This window comes from Mycolicibacterium pyrenivorans (genome assembly GCF_025821625.1).
GTDB lineage: Bacteria > Actinomycetota > Actinomycetes > Mycobacteriales > Mycobacteriaceae > Mycobacterium > Mycobacterium pyrenivorans.
Map to the genome: position 1 here is coordinate 88,767 of NZ_JACKSH010000119.1, position 16,941 is coordinate 105,707.

The window sequence follows — 16,941 nt, forward strand, 5'->3', positions numbered from 1 at the left end:
CCGATGCGGACCTTCGATCTGCTCGGCCCGCTCCCGACGCCGCAGACCACCACGGTGTTGGAGGCCAGCGCAGGCACCGGCAAGACGTTCGCGCTCGCCGGCCTGGTGACGCGGTACATCGCCGAGGGCGTGGCGACACTCGAGCAGATGCTGCTGATCACCTTCGGGAAGGCCGCGAGCCAGGAACTGCGCGAGCGTGTTCGCGGCCAGATCCTGGCTGCCGTGGTCGCGTTCGGCGACCCGTCGACGGTGGGTGACAACCAGTTGCTGGCCCACCTGCTCGACGGCACCGCCGACGAACTGCGCGACCGCAAGCAGCGGTTGCGCGACGCCCTGGCGGGTTTCGACGCCGCCACCATCGCCACTACGCATCAGTTCTGCCACCTCGTTCTCCGATCGCTCGGTGTAGCCGGTGACACCGATGTCGGTGTGACGCTGGTCGAGAGCCTCGACGACCTGGTGACCGAGATCGTCGACGACCTGTACCTGGCGCACTTCGGCCACGAGCGTGACGACCCGCCACTGTCGCGCGGTGAGGCGCTCGACCTGGCCCGCGAGGTCGTCAGGAACCCGAGCGCCGAACTGCGCCCGATCGCCCCGCCACCGGGCACCGAGGCCGCTGTCCGGGTCGAGTTCGCCGACGCGGTGTGCACGGAGTTGGAGCGGCGCAAACGCAAGCGGGGCATCCTCGGCTATGACGATCTGCTGAGCCGACTGGCCGCCGCGCTGGAGTCCGCCGATTCCCCCGCCCGCGCCCGCATGCACCGGCGCTGGGAGATCGTGATGGTCGACGAGTTCCAGGACACCGACCCGGTGCAGTGGGAGGTGATCGACCGGGCGTTCAACGGGCGGTCCACGCTGATCTTGATCGGCGACCCGAAGCAGGCGATCTATGCGTTCCGTGGCGGCGACATCGCCACCTACCTGCACGCCGCCGCCACCGCGGGGGAACGGCAAACCCTTGGCACCAACTGGCGCAGCGACGCCGTGCTGGTCGACAGCCTGCAGGCCGTGCTCCGCAGCGCCGAACTCGGCAACAGCGAGATCGTCGTGCACCCGGTCGAGGCATCCCACCAGGGGCACCGGCTGGCGGGCGCGCCGCACAACGAGCCGTTCCGGCTGCGGGTGGTGTCGCGCGACACCATCCGGACGAAGCAGGACCGCACCATCTCGATCGACGCACTGCGCAGGCACATTCCGCGCGACCTGGCCGCCGACATCGCCGCCCTGCTCAACAGCGGAGCCAGCTACGACGGGCGGCCGCTGCAGGCCGGTGACATCGCGGTGATCGTCGAGACGCACAAGGACGGGCGGCCGTGCTTCGACGCGCTCACCGCGGCGGGCATCCCCGCCGTGTACACCGGCGATTCGGACGTCTTCCGCTCCGACGCCGCCGACGACTGGCTGTGCCTGCTCGAGGCGTTCGACCAGCCGCACCGCACCGGGCTGGTCCGGGCCGCCGCCACCACGATGTTCTTCGGCCACACCGCCGAAGATCTTGCGGCCCAGGGCGACACGCTGACCGACCGGGTGTCCGCCAAGATCCGTGAGTGGGCCGACCACGCGCGGGAACGCGGCGTCGCGGCGGTCTTCGAAGCCGCGCAGCTGGCCGGGATGGGGCGCCGTGTGCTGTCGTGGACCGACGGCGAGCGCCGGATGACCGACCTGGCGCACATGACGCAGGCCCTGCACGACACCTCGCACCGGGAGCATTTCAGCGTGCCCGCGCTGCGGGACTGGCTGCGGACCCAACGCGAAGAACGCAGTGGCGCACCCGAACGCAATCGCCGTCTCGACAGCGACGCCGCCGCGGTGCAGATCATGACGGTGTATGTCAGCAAGGGCTTGCAGTACCCCGTCGTGTACCTGCCGTTCGCGTTCAACCGCAACATCCGGACGAACGACGCCGTGCTGTTCCACGACGGCGCCCAGCGGTGCCTGCACATCGGCGGTGAGTCCAGCCCGGATTGCGCCGAGGTGACCAAGCTCGGCAGACGGGAGGCCGCCTCCGACGACGTCCGGCTCACCTATGTGGCGCTGACCCGCGCCCAGTCGCAGGTGGTGGCGTGGTGGGCGCCGTCGTGGGATGAACCCAACGGCGGGTTGTCGCGGTTGTTGCGGGGCCGTGTTCCCGGTGATCCGGTGGTGCCCGATCGCTGCGATCCCGCGACGGTGGATGACGCCGAGGCGATGGCCGCGCTGCGCGCGTGGGCCGACCAGGGTGGCCCGGTGCTCGAGGACTCGGTGATCGCCTCGGTTGCCGAGGTCGAGTCGCCCTCGCCGCCATCGGATCTCGCGGCGCGGCACTTCCATCGCGACATCGACGCGTCGTGGCGGCGCACGTCGTACTCGGGGCTGATCCGCGCCGCCGAGACGGCCGGTGGGGTGTCCAGCGAACCGGAGGTCGCCGAGAAGGACGACGAGGTCGGTGACGTCCCGGCGGCGAAACACGCCGAGCCCGAACCGACGGCCGTGCCGTCGCCGATGGGTGACCTGCCGATGGGCGCGAAGTTCGGCACGCTGGTGCACGCGGTGCTCGAGACCGCCGATCCGCTCGCCCCCGATCTGGCCGCAGAACTCGAGGGGCAGATCCGCGAGCACTCGATGTGGTGGCCCGTCGACGTCCCGTCACGCGAACTGGCCGAGGCGCTGGTTCCGATGCACGACACGCCGCTGGGTCCGCTGGCCCCCGGCGTGACCCTTCGGCAGATCGGCTTCCGGGACCGGTTGCGGGAGATGGACTTCGAGCTGCCGCTCGCCGGCGGCGATCGGCGCCATGACGCCCCGCGGATATCGCTGGCCGACGTCGGGCGGCTGTTCCGCGGGCACGTCGCCGCCGACGACCCGCTGGCGTCGTACGCCGAACGGCTGTCGCACGGAGCGCTGGCCGGGCAGTCGTTGCGGGGTTATCTGACGGGCTCACTGGACGTGGTGCTGCGTGTCGGTGAGCGGTACATCGTCGCCGACTACAAGACCAACTGGCTGGGCGAGCCCGAGAAGCCGCTGACGTCTGCCGACTACGGGCACGCCCGGATGGCGGAGGCGATGCTGCACTCCGACTATCCGCTGCAGGCGCTGCTGTACTGCGTTGTGCTGCACCGCTTTCTGCGGTGGCGCCAACCCGGCTACGAACCGGAGCGCCATCTCGGCGGGGTGCTGTACCTGTTCGTCCGCGGAATGTGTGGCGAGGCGACCCCCGTGGTCGACGGGCATCCCGCGGGAGTGTTCAGCTGGCAGCCGCCTGCGTCGTTGATCGTGGCCCTGTCGGATCTGCTCGACGCCGGGGAGGTGGCGGCATGAGCACCCCATCCGTCGCCGCGACCGGGCTGCTCGGTGTCTTCGCCGATGCCGAGATCCTCGAGGCTGCCGACATTCACGTCGCCCGCCGGCTCACCGCGCTGGCCGGGGACACCGACGAGTCCGTCGCGCTGGCCGTCGCGCTGGTGGTGCGGGCCCTGCGCGCCGGATCCGTGTGCGTCGACCTGCGGTCGGTCGCCGACCAGGTCGCCAGGCCCGAGCTGCCCTGGCCGCCGGCCGAGCAGTGGCTGGCCGCGGTGCGGGCCAGCCCGCTCGTCGGCTCGCCGCCGGTACTGCGGCTGTTCGGTCACGGCACGGGCGAGCTACTCTACCTCGACCGGTACTGGCTCGAGGAACAGCAGGTCTGTGCCGATGTGCTGGCGCTGCTCGCGTCCACACCGCCGGACGACACGCTGCCGGACGGCACCGTGCCCAGCCTCCACCGGTTGTTCCCGGAGGGCCGGGAGGAACAGCGCGCCGCCGCCGAAGTCGCACTGACGCAATCGCTCACGGTGCTGACCGGCGGGCCCGGTACCGGCAAGACCAGCACGGTGGCGCGGCTGCTGGCGCTGCTGGCCGAGCAGGCGTCGCTGACCGGGAAGCCGCCGCTGCGGATCGCGCTGGCGGCGCCGACGGGCAAGGCCGCCGCGAGGCTGCTGGAGGCGGTGCAGCTGGAGGTCGGCAAGCTCGACGCGGCCGACCGGGATCGGTTGCCGGAGTTGACGTCCTCGACGCTGCATCGGCTGTTGCGGTCGCGGCCGGACAACTCGTCGCGGTTCCGTCATCACCGCGAGAACCGGCTGCCCCACGACGTCATCGTCGTCGACGAGACGTCGATGGTGTCGCTCACGCTGATGGCGCGGCTCCTCGAGGCGGTACGCCCGGACAGCCGCCTGCTGCTGGTCGGTGACCCCGATCAATTGGCATCGGTGGAAGCCGGTGCGGTGCTGGCCGATCTGGTCGACGGCCTCGGCGGCCGCGACGACGTGCGGATCGCCGCGCTGCAGACGTCGCACCGGTTCGGCGAGTCGATCGGCGCGCTGGCTGCCGCAATCCGCGACGGTGCGGCCGACCGGGTGATCGGCCTGCTGGCGGCGGGCGGCGAGCACATCGAATGGCTCGACACCGACGAGCCCGGTGACCAGCTGCGCAAAGTGCTGCTCCCCCACGCGCTGCGCCTGCGCGAGGCGGCGATCCTCGGGGACGGCGCAGCGGGGCTGGCCACCCTGGGCGAGCACCGGTTGTTGTGCGCACACCGACGCGGACCGTACGGCGTGCGGTACTGGAACCGGCAGATCGAGCGGTGGCTGACCGACTCGACCGGCGAACCGATCTGGGCCGACTGGTACCCCGGGCGGCCGGTGCTGGTGACGGCCAACGACTACGGGCTCGGCCTGTACAACGGCGACACCGGGGTGACGGTGGTCCGCGGCAACGGGCTGTGCGCGGTCATCGGTTCGGGCACGGGACCGGTGGAGTTCGCGACCGGCCGACTCGCCGACGTCGACACCATGCACGCGATGACGATCCACAAGAGCCAGGGCAGCCAGGCCGACGAGATCACCGTGCTGCTGCCGCAGGAGGAATCCCGGCTGCTGACCCGCGAGCTGTTCTACACAGCGGTGACGCGAGCGAAGACGCGGGTGCGGATCGTCGGGTCGGAGGCGGCCATCCGCCAGGCCATCTCGCGGCGCGTCGTGCGCGCCTCGGGCCTGGCCCGGCGGCTCCGCTAGTTCCCGCCGGAATTGCATTCCAGCAGGGCTTCTCTGGGCTTTTGCCTGCTGGAATGCAATTCCGGCGCCCGGGGCGGCCCTTTTTCGTGCTTCGTGTAACGCCTGCGCCCGCATCGACACACCACCGGATCACAGGCATCTCAACGACGAGTCCGAAAGAGCAGGGACACCACATGAAGCACCTCACCATCGCCACCGCCGCAGCAGCCGGGCTGTCGGCCGCCGTTCCTCGGCCTGGCCGCCCCCGCGGTCGCCGCGCCGTCGCGTGACGACAGCGCCCAGCACACCATCACCGAGCTCGAGGCGATGGGGAACCGGGTCATCGTCAATCGGCTCAGCAGCGCGCCGCTTTCGGAGGCCGAGATCATCGCCGTGCGGCCGGGCGCCGAAATCCGGGAATGGGTCACGTCCAACGGCGGCAGTCGGCGCGGCGGAGACCACAGCCGCGAGGATCGCGTCCTGCGCACGGTCGGGCGCATTCTCTACGTCGACGTCCGCTGACCGCGGTCAAGTCTTGCCACCCGCCGTGCAGATGCTGCCAGCGGAAATGAACCCCGCCGGCTGCTGGTTTCAGCAAGCGCAACCGAAGACACAACAACGTCGAAACCGCGCGACACGCTCCACGGCTCCGACCCGAACAGGGAGAGCAATCCATGAAGAAATTCACCATCGCCACCACCGCAGCCGCCGGACTGACCGCCGGCGTCCTCGGACTGGCGGCCCCCGCCAACGCCGCCCCGTCCGGTACCGGTGACGCGCTCGAGACCATCAGCCAACTCGAGGCCGGCGGCAACCGCGTCGTCGTCAGCAGGCTTGGCAGCACCCCCCTCTCGGAGGCCAACGTGATGTCCATCCGCGCCGGTGCCGACATCAAGGAGCGGGTCCGGGGCTCCGGCCGCGACCGCGGTTACCTGGCCGTCGTCGGCAAGGTCTACTACGTCTCTGTGAGCTGATGGAGTCTCTGTGAGCTGACGAAAGCGCAGCAGGAGGGGCGTCCCGACCGGGACGCCCCTTCTCGCGTGTACCGGACGCCGCGGATCACTCGCTAAGTTGTCTGTGAGCCATCACGGTTCACCAGCCAAACCGAGAGATCGTTGCCATATGCGAGTTGACGGGCGGGACATCGCTGTCTCGGGCAGCCTGCTCCAACCGTTGACCCGTCGGACCAACGACATCGTGCGGCTGGCGTCGGCCGGGGTGTTCCTCGTCGTCGTCGTCACCAGCTCGCTGATCACCCGCAACGAGTGGGACGCGCTGGAGAAGTCCATCTCCGGAATCGTCGGGGTGCTCAGCCCGACGCAGTCGAACGCCGTGTATCTGGTCTATGGCATCGCGATCCTGGCGTTGCCGTTCATGATCCTGATCGGGCTCATCGTCGCGCGGCAGTGGAAGCTGCTGGGTGCCTACGCCGCGGCGGGCGTCATCGCGATCCTGTCGCTGTCGATCACCGGCAACGGCATCGCCGCGCCGCGGTGGCACTTCGATCTGACCGAACGCCTCGACACCGTTCTGTCGCAGTTCCTCGACGACCCGCGGTGGATCGCGATGCTCGCCGCGGTGCTGACGGTGTCGGGGCCGTGGCTGCCTGCGCAGTGGCGACGCTGGTGGTGGACGTTGCTGCTGGCGTTCGTGCCGATCCACCTCGTCGTCAGCGCGGTGGTGCCGGCCCGCTCGCTGCTCGGCCTTGCGGTGGGCTGGTTCGTCGGGGCACTGGTCGTGCTCGTCGTCGGCACGCCCGCTCTCGAGGTGCCGCTCGACGGCGCGGTCCGGGCGATGACGCGACGTGGATTCCGGGTGTCGGCGCTGACGGTGGTCCGGCCCGCCGGACGCGGGCCGTTGGTGCTCATCGCCACCGAGGGCCGGCCCGCCGACACCGACCCGGACACCGCGATTGTCGAGCTGTACGGGCCGCATCAACGCGGCGGCGGTGCGCTGCGGCAGTTCTGGAGCAAGTTGCGGCTGCGTGACAGCGAAACCGCACCGCTGCAGACCTCCCTGCGCCGCGCCGTCGAGCACCGCGCGCTGATGGCCATCGCCGTCGGCGACCTGGCACTTGCCAACACCTCGCCGATCGCGATGTCGACGCTGGACCGGGGGTGGACGCTCTACGCGCACAAGCCGTCACGCGGCGCCACGATCGACGACTGCGTGGACGAGACACCGGTGGCGCGGATCTGGGATTCGCTGGGGGTGCTGCACAGCCAGCAGATCTCCCACGGTGACCTGCGCAGCAAGGAGATCACCGTCGTCGACGGGACACCGATGTTCGGCGGGTTCTCGTTCGCCGAGTACGGCGCGTCGGAGGCGCATCTGCACACCGACATCGCCCAGCTCCTGCTGACCACGACAGACCTCTACGGCGCCGAACCGGCCGTGCAGGCGGCGATCACCGTGTTCGGCAGTGAGACGGTGCTGGCCGCGTCCCGTCGCTTGACCAAATCGGCTGTGCCGAAACGAATCCGGGCCTCGCTCGGTGACGCGAAAGCCGCGATGTCGGCCGCCCGCGACGAGGTGAAACGCCAGACCGGGGCCGACCAGATCCAGACGGAGACCATCACCCGGTTCACCCGCAACCAGCTGATCCAGATGGGGCTGCTGGTCGCGCTGGTCTACGTGGCCTATCCGTTCATCGCGTCGGTGCCGGTGTTCTTCTCCGAACTGCGCTCGGCGAACTGGTGGTGGGCGCTGGCCGGGCTCACGGTGTCGGGGCTGAAGTACCTCGGCGCGGGTGCCGCGCTGTGGGCGTGCGCGGACGGCCTGGTGAAGTTCCGGAACCTGGCCATCATGCAGGTGGCGAACACGTTCGCCGCGACGACGACGCCCGCCGGGGTCGGCGGTCTGGCGCTGAGCACCCGCTTCCTGCAGAAGGGCGGGCTTGGCGCGCTGCGGGCCACCACCGCGGTGGCGCTTCAGCAGTCGGTGCAGGTGCTCACCCACATCACGCTGCTGATCATCTTCAGCGCCGCGGCGGGAGCGTCGGCGGACCTCGGACGGTTCGTGCCCGGCTCCACCGTCCTGTACCTGATCGGCGGCGCTGCGCTGGGTGCCGTCGGGGTGTTCCTGTTCGTCCCGAAGCTGCGGCGCTGGCTGGCCACCGCGGTGCGGCCCCGGCTCAAGGAGGTCCTCGACGATCTCGCCGAGCTGGCGCGCGAGCCCCGGCGGCTCGCGGTGATCGTACTCGGTTGTGCGGCAACCACACTCGGGGCGGCGCTGGCCCTGTGGGCCAGCATCGAGGCGTTCGGCGGTGACGCCAGCTTCGTCACCGTCACGATCGTGACGATGGTCGGCGGAACGCTGGCCTCGGCGGCTCCCACCCCCGGCGGTGTCGGGGCGGTGGAAGCGGCGCTGATCGGCGGTCTCGCCGCGTTCGGCGTGCCCACGGCGATCGCGGTGTCGTCGGTGCTGCTGTACCGGATCCTCACCGTCTGGCTTCCGGTGTTCGTCGGCTGGCCGATCATGCGATGGCTCACCCGCAACGACATGATCTAGGGCTTCGGCCCGGTTTTTCGCGAACGTGCATTCCATGTAGTTGCGCGGCGCGATCCGCGACAAGGAATGCACGTTCGCGGGCCAGCGATACGTGGCGGCTGGCACCGAGGGCTTCATCGACGACGTCTACGCCAACCCGAACGGCCTCCCGATGTGCTCGGGCTACTTCGAGCTGCGCCACACCGACGCCGCGCTGGACTACTACTACGACTACGACGAGATGAAGGTCGTCCTCGAAGGCGAGTTCCGATTGGAGAATCCGGACACCGGCCAGGTGCAGATCGCCAGGGCCAAGGACGCGATCTTCTTCCCGAAGGGCTCCCGCATCCTGTTCTCCACCCCGGACCACGCGCTGGCGTTCTACGTCGGCTACCGGTCCTTCGCCCCGTGACCACGCGTGAGAACACGTTGTAAGACAGCATGATCGAACGCTTCGGTGGCGACCGGCTGGAGGTCATCGACCGATTCGGGCGCCAGCCCGCCGAGCTGACGGTGCTCGCGTCGGACCCCCGTGCCGTCACCGGCGCCACGCCCGACGCCCCGGCGTCGGTGTTGCGCCGCCTGGTCGCCGGGCCCGACGAGGACGGCTACGCCGCCGGGCGCATCCTGACCCTGCTCGCCGAGCACCGCGTCGATCAGTCCGGCGCGGTCGCAATCCGGTTGTTCGACGACACCTCGCCCGCGGGCGCGCGGGCGGGCTTCGCCGTGGACGACGACGCCGTCGTGGTCGTCGCCGCACCCGCCCCACCGATGTGCCTGTCGGGCACCGACCCGAACCCACCCTCGGAGGTGGTCGTCGAGGTGCACCGCGCCGCACCGTCGCGGCCCGAAGGGGCTGGCCGGCGCTGAACCTGTTCTACAACACGGCATTCGACGCGCGGCACCAGTTGATCTCCGACGAGCCGTGGTCACGTGCCGGGGACTACGTACTGTTCCGGGCATCCACCGACCTGGTCTGCGCGTCGTCCGCCTGCCCCGACGACATCGACGCCGCCAACGGCTGGATGCCCACCGACATCCACGTGCGCGTCTACGACTCGACCATGGGGGAGGTAAGGGGACGTTTAGGCCGCGCGCTTCCGAGGCATATGTGACGTAGCGCACGTCAAGTTCACCGTCCTCTCCTGGAGCTTGCGATGACCACCGAGAACCCAACGAGCCGCACTGACGTCGACAAAGCGTTGCTCGGCCACGCCACCTACCGCAGTCTCGGTGAGCAGAAGCTCTCGCCAAGGGAGGAACGTTTCGAGAAGGGCCGCAGGACGGTCGGCCTGTTCCTGGCGCCGCTGGTCACGGTGGTGTTCCTGGTCGTACCGCTCGACATCCCACGCAATCAGCAGGTGCTCGCCGCGGTTCTGCTCGGCGTCATCGTGCTGTGGATCAGCGAAGCGGTGCCGATCCCGATCGGCGGCCTGCTCGGGGTTGCGGTGGCGGTGTTCCTCGGCGTCGCGCCGGTCGACGACGTGCTCGGACCGTTCGGATCGTCGACGGTCTTCACGTTCATCGGCGCGTTCATCCTCGCCCAGGCGATGCTCAAACACGGTGTCGCCCGCCGGTTCGCGTTCCGCATCCTCGCACTGCCGCGGGCGGGAGGTTCGACCACCGGCGTCATCCTCGCGTTCGGCGCCATCACCTGCATCCTGTCGGCGTTCGTCTCCAACACCGCGACGGTCGCGATGCTGCTGCCCACCGCGCTCGGCATCCTCGCGGTGATCGCCAAGCTGCTGCAGAAGCGCGACATGGTGGAACCCGATTTCGACCCGTTGCGGCTGCGCGTCGGCGCGGCGCTGATGCTGATGCTCGCCTACGGGGCCAGTGTCGGCGGACTTCTCACCCCGGTGGGCAGCCCGCCCAACCTCATCGGCCGGGGCCTGATCGAGGAGGCCACCGGGGAGCGGATCAGCTTCGGCCAGTGGATGGTGTTGGCCGCCCCGATCTGCCTGGCCATGTTCGCCGCGTTGGCGCTGATCCTGTTGCGGCTCAACAAGCCTGAGATTCAGCGCATCGAGGGGGTGGCCGACTACGTCGCCAAGGAACGCGAGCAGCTGGGGCCGCTGTCCCGGGCCGAGAAGAACACGCTGATCGCCTTCGGCGTCACGGTGACGTTGTGGATCATCCCCGGTGTGCTCGCGCTGTTGTTCGGCAACGAATCCGACATCTACACCGCGGTCAGTGACCGTCTCGACGAGGGCGTCGTCGCGGTGTTCGGCGCCTCTCTGCTGTTCCTGCTTCCTACCGACTGGGAGAACCGCGAATTCACGTTGCGCTGGAGTGATGCCGCCAAGATCGACTGGGGCACAATCATTCTCTTCGGCAGCGGCATCATCTTCGGCTCACTGATCGCCGACACGGGGTTGGCGGAGACGATCGGCACCTCGGTCGACGACGCGCTCGGTCTGACGAGCACCGTCGCGATCACCATCTTCGCGGTGTTGCTGGCCATCATCGTGTCCGAGACGACCAGCAACACCGCATCCGCGGCGGTGGTGGTGCCGATCATCATCCCGGTCGCCGTCGCCGCGGGCATCAACCCGTTCGTGCCCGCACTCGCGGCGACCTTTGCGGCGTCGTTCGGCTTCATGCTTCCGGTGTCGACACCGCAGAACGCGATCGTCTACGGTTCGGGCGTGGTGCGTATTACGACGATGATCCGCTCGGGAGCGACCTTCGACGTCATCGGTGCTTTCCTGATCATCCTGCTGCTGCCCTTGATGGTCAGCGTCCTGGGGCTGGGCACGTGAGCGCGCAGACGATCGCCGTCATCCCCGGTGACGGTATCGGCGCCGAGGTGATCGCCTCTGCCAGGGCAGTCCTCGACGCCGCAGCGGCGAAGTACGGAATCGACCTGCAATACCACGAATTCAACTGGTCGTGCCGGCGATACACCGAGATCGGCTCGATGATGCCCGACGACGGGTTGGATACGCTCGGCGAGTTCGACGCGATCCTGCTGGGCGCGGTGGGCTGGCCGGGGGTCGCCGACCATGTGTCGTTGTGGGGCTTGCTGATTCCGATCCGCAGGGCTTTCCGGCAGTACGTCAACCTGCGGCCGATCCGGCTCTTCCGCGGGGTGTCCGGACCGCTGCGGACGACCGAGGACATCGACTTCGTCGTGGTCCGGGAGAACGTGGAGGGCGAGTACAGCGAGATCGGCGGTCGTCTCCACCGAGGGTTCCCGGACGAGATGGCCATCCAGGAGTCGGTGTTCACGAGGCCGGGAGTGACCCGGATCGCCGACTACGCCTTCGAGCTGGCCCGGACGCGGCGCGGCTACGTCACCTCGGCGACGAAGTCCAACGGAATCGTGCACACGCTGCCGTTCTGGGATGAGGTGGTGGCCGAACGGGCGCAGGCGTACCCCGACGTGCGGTGGGACAGTGAGCACATCGACGCGCTGGCCGCGAAGTTCGTGCTGCAGCCAGAGCGGTTCGACGTCGTGGTGGGCTCGAACCTCTTCGGCGACATCCTGTCCGATCTGGCGGCGGCGGTCGCCGGGTCCATCGGCATCGCGCCGTCGGCCAACCTCGACCCGACGAAGCAGTACCCGTCGATGTTCGAACCGGTGCACGGTTCGGCGCCGGACATCGCGGGCCGCGGGATCGCGAATCCGATAGGGGCGGTGTGGTCGGCGGCGATGATGCTGTCGCACCTCGGGCACGCCGCCGCAGCCGACGACGTGATCGCGGCGATGGAGTCGACGCTGAGCGAGCCGGGGACCCGAACCGGCGATCTGGGGGGCACCGCGACAACCGAGCAGGTCACCGCCGCGCTCGTGGCACAGCTGAGCTGAGCGCCGCGACTACCCGCGCCGCGACGACGTCAGCAGACCAGGCCGGCGAACAACGCGCCGGTGACCAGTGCGATCAGGATCGCGACGGTCGGCATCCCGCTGGTCAGCGCGACGACCACACCCGCGACGGCAGCGATCAGGATGGCGAACATCAGGAACGCCAGTGCCCAATTGACGTGGGCGGATGCCCGCACAGTACGTGGCGGTTCGACATTTTGGGGGACCATTGCGCCCTCTCCCATTCCGGCCATGACCGTCCTTTCTGTGACTGCGCACACAATATAGCGCGCAGTTGGTACACATCACACTTTTGACGGCGCAGTCGTGATCTCGGCCGCGGTTCGAAAGCTCAACTAACAGAAGTCATTAGCGCGACTAAGCGCACTCGGCGTCGGTAGGTCAGGCCTTCGGTACGTTGGTCACCGGTGACAACAACGACCGCTACGAGGCTGGCCGCGCTGACGGTCGTGGCGGCGACGACCCTGGTGCAGTGCGCCCCGGCCCCCGCGCCCGCTCCCCAGACGTCGGGCCCGGCAACGTCCACCTCTCCGGTCGGTCCGACCTCCCCGAGGTCGCCGGAAACGTTCTCCACGGTGACCCGTCCTCCGGCGTCCCCTCAACCGCAGCCCCCGACCGTGCACCCCGTCTCCGCCGCCGACCTCGCCGCGACGTGGCGTCCCGGCTGCCCGCTGCCCCCGGACGCACTGCGCCGCGTCGACCTCGACTACTGGGGGTTCGACGGACGGGTGCACCGCGGCCAGTTGGTGGTGCACCAAGACCTCACCGCCGACGTCATCGCGGTGTTCGATCAGCTGCTGCGGCTGCGCTTCCCCATCGAGCGGATGCGCACCGCCGACCACTACCCCGGGGCGGACGACGAGCTGTCGATGCGCGACAACAACACCTCGGCGTTCAACTGCCGCGACATCCCCGGGACCGGGCAGTGGTCACTGCACGCCTATGGCCGCGCGGTGGACGTCAATCCGCGGCTGAACCCCTACGTCGACCGCCGCGGCGACTACCAGCCCGCCAACGCCGGGGCGTTCGTCGATCGCGCCCGCACCGATCCCGGGATGCTGCACGACGGTGATCCGGCCGTCGAGGCGTTCACCGACCGGGGCTGGCGCTGGGGCGGCCACTGGCGCACCCCCCTGGACTACCAGCATTTCGAGCTCCGATAGCAGCTGCGACGGTTCTGTGACATCGCTGTGACTGCGCTGCACGTGAACCCCCACGGGGACTATCTCGTGTCGTACGGTAAAGCGCCTTCGCTCCCGCACTGGAGGTTCAGCTGCTTCACAGAATCGCCCTCTTGGCTCTCGCCGCGCCGCGCCGCATCCTGGTCGCCGCGGTGCTGTTGGCGGTCACCCTCGGGGTATTCGGCGTTCCCGTCGCCAAGAGCCTCTCCCCCAGCGGCTTTCAGGACCCGGGTTCCGAATCCACCCACGCTGCACAGGTTCTCACCGACAAGTTCGGCCAGGGTGATGTCCAGATGCTCATCGTCGTGTCCGCCCCCGACGGCATCGACAGCCCGCGGGCGCGTGATGTCGCGACCGACATCGTCGACCGGTTGACCCACCATCCCCATGTCGCCGACGTGTCCTCGGCGTGGTCCTCCCCGCCCGCGGCCGCCGCCGACCTCGTCAGCAGGGATCGCACCGCGGGGCTCATCGTCGCAGGCATCACCGGCACCGAAGCCCAGCAGCAGACCTACGCCAAGGACATCTCCGACCAGGCCACCCGCGACCGGGATGGCGTCACCGTGCAGACCGGCGGCACCGCGATGGTCAACGTCCAGATCACCGAGCAGTCCCAGCGCGACCTGCTGGTCATGGAGTCCCTGGCGATCCCGTTGAGCTTCCTGGTGCTGGTCTGGGCGTTCGGCGGGCTGCTGGCCGCGGCGCTGCCCGTCGCGATCGGTGGCATGGCGATCCTGGGCGCACTGTCGGTGCTGCGGCTGGTCACGTTCACCACCGACGTGTCGATCTTCGCGCTGAACCTCGCCACGGCCATGGGTCTGGCCCTGGCCATCGACTACACGCTGCTGATCCTCAGCCGCTACCGCGACGAACTCGCCGCAGGCGCCGACCGTCCCGCGGCGCTGCAACGCACCATGACGACCGCAGGGCGGACCGTCATCTTCTCCGCCACCACGGTGGCGCTGTCGATGGCGGCGATGGTGCTGTTCCCGATGCACTTCCTCAAATCGTTCGCCTACGCCGGCGTGGCCACCGTCGCGTTCGCGGCGGCTGCGGCCGTCGTCGTCACCCCCGCCGCGCTGGTGGTCCTCGGCGACCGCCTCGACGCCTTCGACGTGCGCCGGCTCGTCCGCCGGATCCTGCGCAGGCCGCCGCCGCGACCCGTCCCGGTCGAACAGCGCTTCTGGTATCGCTGCGCGAACGCCGTCATGCGGCGCGCGCTGCCGCTCGGCCTGGCCATCGTCGTCCTGCTGCTCGTCCTCGGCGCCCCGTTCCTGGGTGTGCGATGGGGCTTCCCCGACGACCGGGTGCTTCCGCAGTCGGCGTCATCCCATCAGGTCGGCGACCAACTGCGCCGGCAATTCGCGGACACCGCCGGAAACACCGACACGGCCGTCACGATCGTCGTGCCCGACAGTGACGGCCTGGCACCGGCCGAGCTGTCGGCATACGCCGCCGAACTGTCCCGGGTCCCCGACGTTCCCGCCGTCTCCGCACCCACGGGAACTTTCGTCGACGGAGCGTTGGCCGGGCCGCCGTCGGCCCCGGCCGGCGAGAGTCAGGGCAGTGTCTTCCTCACCGTGGCCAGCACCGCGCCGCTGTTCTCCGACGCGTCCGAAGCTCAGCTCGACCGGTTGCACGCCGTCGCCGGTCCCGGCGGGCGTGCCGTGGAGATGACGGGCACCGCGCAGATCAACCGCGACAGTGTGGACGCCGTCACCTCCACGCTGCCGGTGGTCCTCGGCCTCATCGCCGTCATCATGTTCGCGTTGCTTTTCCTGCTCACCGGCAGCCTGGTGGTACCGCTGAAAGCGTTGGTGCTCAACGTTCTCTCGCTCACCGCGGCGTTCGGCGCACTGGTGTGGATCTTCCAGGACGGCCATCTGTCCGGCCTCGGGACCACACCCACCGGCACGCTCGTCGCGAACATGCCGGTCCTGCTGTTCTGCATCGCCTTCGGGCTGTCGATGGACTACGAGGTGTTCCTCGTCTCCCGGATCCGCGAATTCTGGCTCCAGACAGGACGATCCGATGAGTCGGTCGCGCTCGGCATCGCCTACACCGGCCGTATAATCACCGCCGCCGCGCTCATCATGTCGATCTCGTTCGCGGCGCTGATCGCCGCCAACGTGTCGTTCATGCGGATGTTCGGCCTGGGCCTGACGCTGGCCGTGCTCGTCGACGCGACCCTGGTGCGCATGGTGCTGGTGCCGGCGTTCATGCATCTCATGGGTCGTTGGAACTGGTGGGCCCCCCACTGGCTCACCCGTGTCCACGACCGGCTGGGCTTGCGCGAAGCGCCGTCGGCGACGGCCCCCGAATCCCTAGAGACCGAACGGAATCCATCATGACCGTCACCCACGACGACCTCGTCAGCGTCATCGCCGGCGTCCAGGGGGCGCTGCCGCCCCACCGCCACACCCAGCAGGAGGTCACCGAGGCGTTCCTCGGTGTCCCGGCGTTCGCCGGGCTCGACGCGGTGGTGCGCGGCCTGCACGAGAACGCGAAGGTCGACGCGCGCCACTTCGTGCTGCCCCTCGACAGGTATCCGTCGCTGACCGACTTCGGCGACGCCAACACCCTCTACCTCGAACACGCCCTGGACCTCGCCTGCGAGGCGTTGACGGCGGCGCTGGACGAAGCGGGGCTGCGCGCAAGCGATCTCGACATGATCATGACGACCACCGTCACCGGGGTCGCGGTGCCGTCGCTGGACGCCCGCATCGCAGGCCGGCTGGGGCTTCGGCCCGACGTGCGCCGGGTGCCGCTGTTCGGGCTGGGGTGCGTGGCCGGCGCGGCAGGCATCGCCAGGATGCACGACTACCTGCGCGGTGCACCCGGCCACGCCGCCGCCCTGGTGTCGGTGGAGCTGTGCTCACTGACCTATCCGGCCGCCGAGCCGACGATGGCCAGCCTGGTGGGCAGCGCCCTGTTCGGTGACGGCGCCGCCGCGGTGATCGCCGTCGGCCGCGACCGCGCCGACGAGATCGACGCGACCGGGCCGGTGGTGCTCGACTCCCGCAGCCGCCTGTACCCGGATTCGCTGGACACCATGGGATGGAAGGTCGGCAGCACCGGTTTCCAGCTCATCCTCTCGCCGAACCTGCCCGAGCTCATCGAGCGATACCTCGCCGAGGACGTCAGCGGGTTCCTCGGCGAGCACGACCTCACGGTGGCCGACGTCGAGGCGTGGGTGTCACATCCCGGCGGCCCCAAGGTGATCGAGGCGATCACCGCCACCCTCGGACTCGACGACGACGCCCTCGAGCTGACCTGGCGCTCGCTGGCCGAGGTGGGCAACCTGTCGTCATCGTCGGTGCTGCACGTGCTGCGCGACACCAGAGCCAAGAAGCCCGCGGCCGGGGAGCCGGGACTGCTGATGGCGATGGGCCCGGGCTTCTGCTCAGAGCTCGTCCTGCTGCGGTGGCGCTGA

14 protein-coding genes are annotated in these 16,941 nt (G+C 69.4%); 13 read left to right on the forward strand and 1 reads right to left on the reverse strand.

Features of this window, described 5'->3' with window-relative positions; all coding sequences use genetic code 11:
* The first annotated feature begins 3 nt into the window (after nt 1-3).
* The 10 genes from recB (at nt 4) to H7I57_RS15110 (ending at nt 12,309) form a co-directional block, all read left to right on the forward strand.
* The gene (gene recB / locus H7I57_RS15070) at nt 4-3,300 is read left to right on the forward strand and encodes an exodeoxyribonuclease V subunit beta (RefSeq protein ID WP_264024425.1); all 3,297 of its coding nucleotides are present in this window, start codon (nt 4-6) and stop codon (nt 3,298-3,300) included.
* Entirely contained in the window at nt 3,297-5,030 is a 1,734-nt protein-coding gene (recD, locus tag H7I57_RS15075) for an exodeoxyribonuclease V subunit alpha (RefSeq protein ID WP_264024362.1), read from the forward strand. Before recB ends, recD begins: the two co-directional genes overlap by 4 nt.
* A 306-nt stretch (nt 5,031-5,336) precedes the next feature.
* The gene (locus H7I57_RS33500; RefSeq protein ID WP_308204362.1) at nt 5,337-5,531 is read left to right on the forward strand and encodes a hypothetical protein; all 195 of its coding nucleotides are present in this window, start codon (nt 5,337-5,339) and stop codon (nt 5,529-5,531) included.
* A gap of 152 nt (nt 5,532-5,683) precedes the next feature.
* On the forward strand, nt 5,684-5,983 hold the full coding sequence (locus H7I57_RS15085) for a hypothetical protein (protein WP_264024363.1): 300 nt from the start codon (nt 5,684-5,686) through the stop codon (nt 5,981-5,983).
* A 148-nt stretch (nt 5,984-6,131) separates the two neighbouring features.
* On the forward strand, nt 6,132-8,519 hold the full coding sequence (locus H7I57_RS15090; RefSeq protein ID WP_264024364.1) for a lysylphosphatidylglycerol synthase transmembrane domain-containing protein: 2,388 nt from the start codon (nt 6,132-6,134) through the stop codon (nt 8,517-8,519).
* Nucleotides 8,520-8,559: 40 nt separating this feature from the next.
* Entirely contained in the window at nt 8,560-8,910 is a 351-nt protein-coding gene (locus tag H7I57_RS15095; protein ID WP_308204363.1) for a EutQ-related cupin domain-containing protein, read from the forward strand.
* A 29-nt stretch (nt 8,911-8,939) separates the two neighbouring features.
* Complete coding sequence (locus H7I57_RS15100; protein WP_275081276.1) at nt 8,940-9,368, forward strand: hypothetical protein; 429 nt, start codon at nt 8,940-8,942, stop codon at nt 9,366-9,368.
* Nucleotides 9,272-9,613, forward strand: coding sequence for a DUF1989 domain-containing protein (locus tag H7I57_RS33235; protein ID WP_308204364.1), 342 nt, complete (start codon nt 9,272-9,274; stop codon nt 9,611-9,613). Before H7I57_RS15100 ends, H7I57_RS33235 begins: the two co-directional genes overlap by 97 nt.
* Before the next feature lie 42 nt (nt 9,614-9,655).
* Nucleotides 9,656-11,260: an SLC13 family permease gene (locus H7I57_RS15105; RefSeq protein WP_264024365.1), complete on the forward strand. Its 1,605-nt coding sequence runs from the start codon at nt 9,656-9,658 to the stop codon at nt 11,258-11,260.
* The gene (locus tag H7I57_RS15110; RefSeq protein ID WP_264024368.1) at nt 11,257-12,309 is read left to right on the forward strand and encodes a tartrate dehydrogenase; all 1,053 of its coding nucleotides are present in this window, start codon (nt 11,257-11,259) and stop codon (nt 12,307-12,309) included. The genes H7I57_RS15105 and H7I57_RS15110 overlap by 4 nt, the downstream gene beginning before the upstream one ends.
* Nucleotides 12,310-12,338: 29 nt before the next feature.
* On the opposite strand, the gene H7I57_RS15115 is transcribed toward H7I57_RS15110, so the two are convergent.
* Nucleotides 12,339-12,560: a hypothetical protein gene (locus tag H7I57_RS15115; protein WP_264024370.1), complete on the reverse strand. Its 222-nt coding sequence runs from the start codon at nt 12,558-12,560 to the stop codon at nt 12,339-12,341.
* Nucleotides 12,561-12,734: 174 nt separating this feature from the next.
* Between H7I57_RS15115 and H7I57_RS15120 the strand changes: the two genes are divergently transcribed.
* The 3 genes from H7I57_RS15120 (at nt 12,735) to H7I57_RS15130 (ending at nt 16,941) form a co-directional block, all read left to right on the forward strand.
* Nucleotides 12,735-13,490: a M15 family metallopeptidase gene (locus tag H7I57_RS15120; protein ID WP_264024371.1), complete on the forward strand. Its 756-nt coding sequence runs from the start codon at nt 12,735-12,737 to the stop codon at nt 13,488-13,490.
* Between the two features lie 110 nt (nt 13,491-13,600).
* Nucleotides 13,601-15,859: an MMPL family transporter gene (locus H7I57_RS15125; RefSeq protein WP_264024427.1), complete on the forward strand. Its 2,259-nt coding sequence runs from the start codon at nt 13,601-13,603 to the stop codon at nt 15,857-15,859.
* Nucleotides 15,856-16,941, forward strand: coding sequence for a type III polyketide synthase (locus H7I57_RS15130; RefSeq protein WP_264024372.1), 1,086 nt, complete (start codon nt 15,856-15,858; stop codon nt 16,939-16,941). The genes H7I57_RS15125 and H7I57_RS15130 overlap by 4 nt, the downstream gene beginning before the upstream one ends.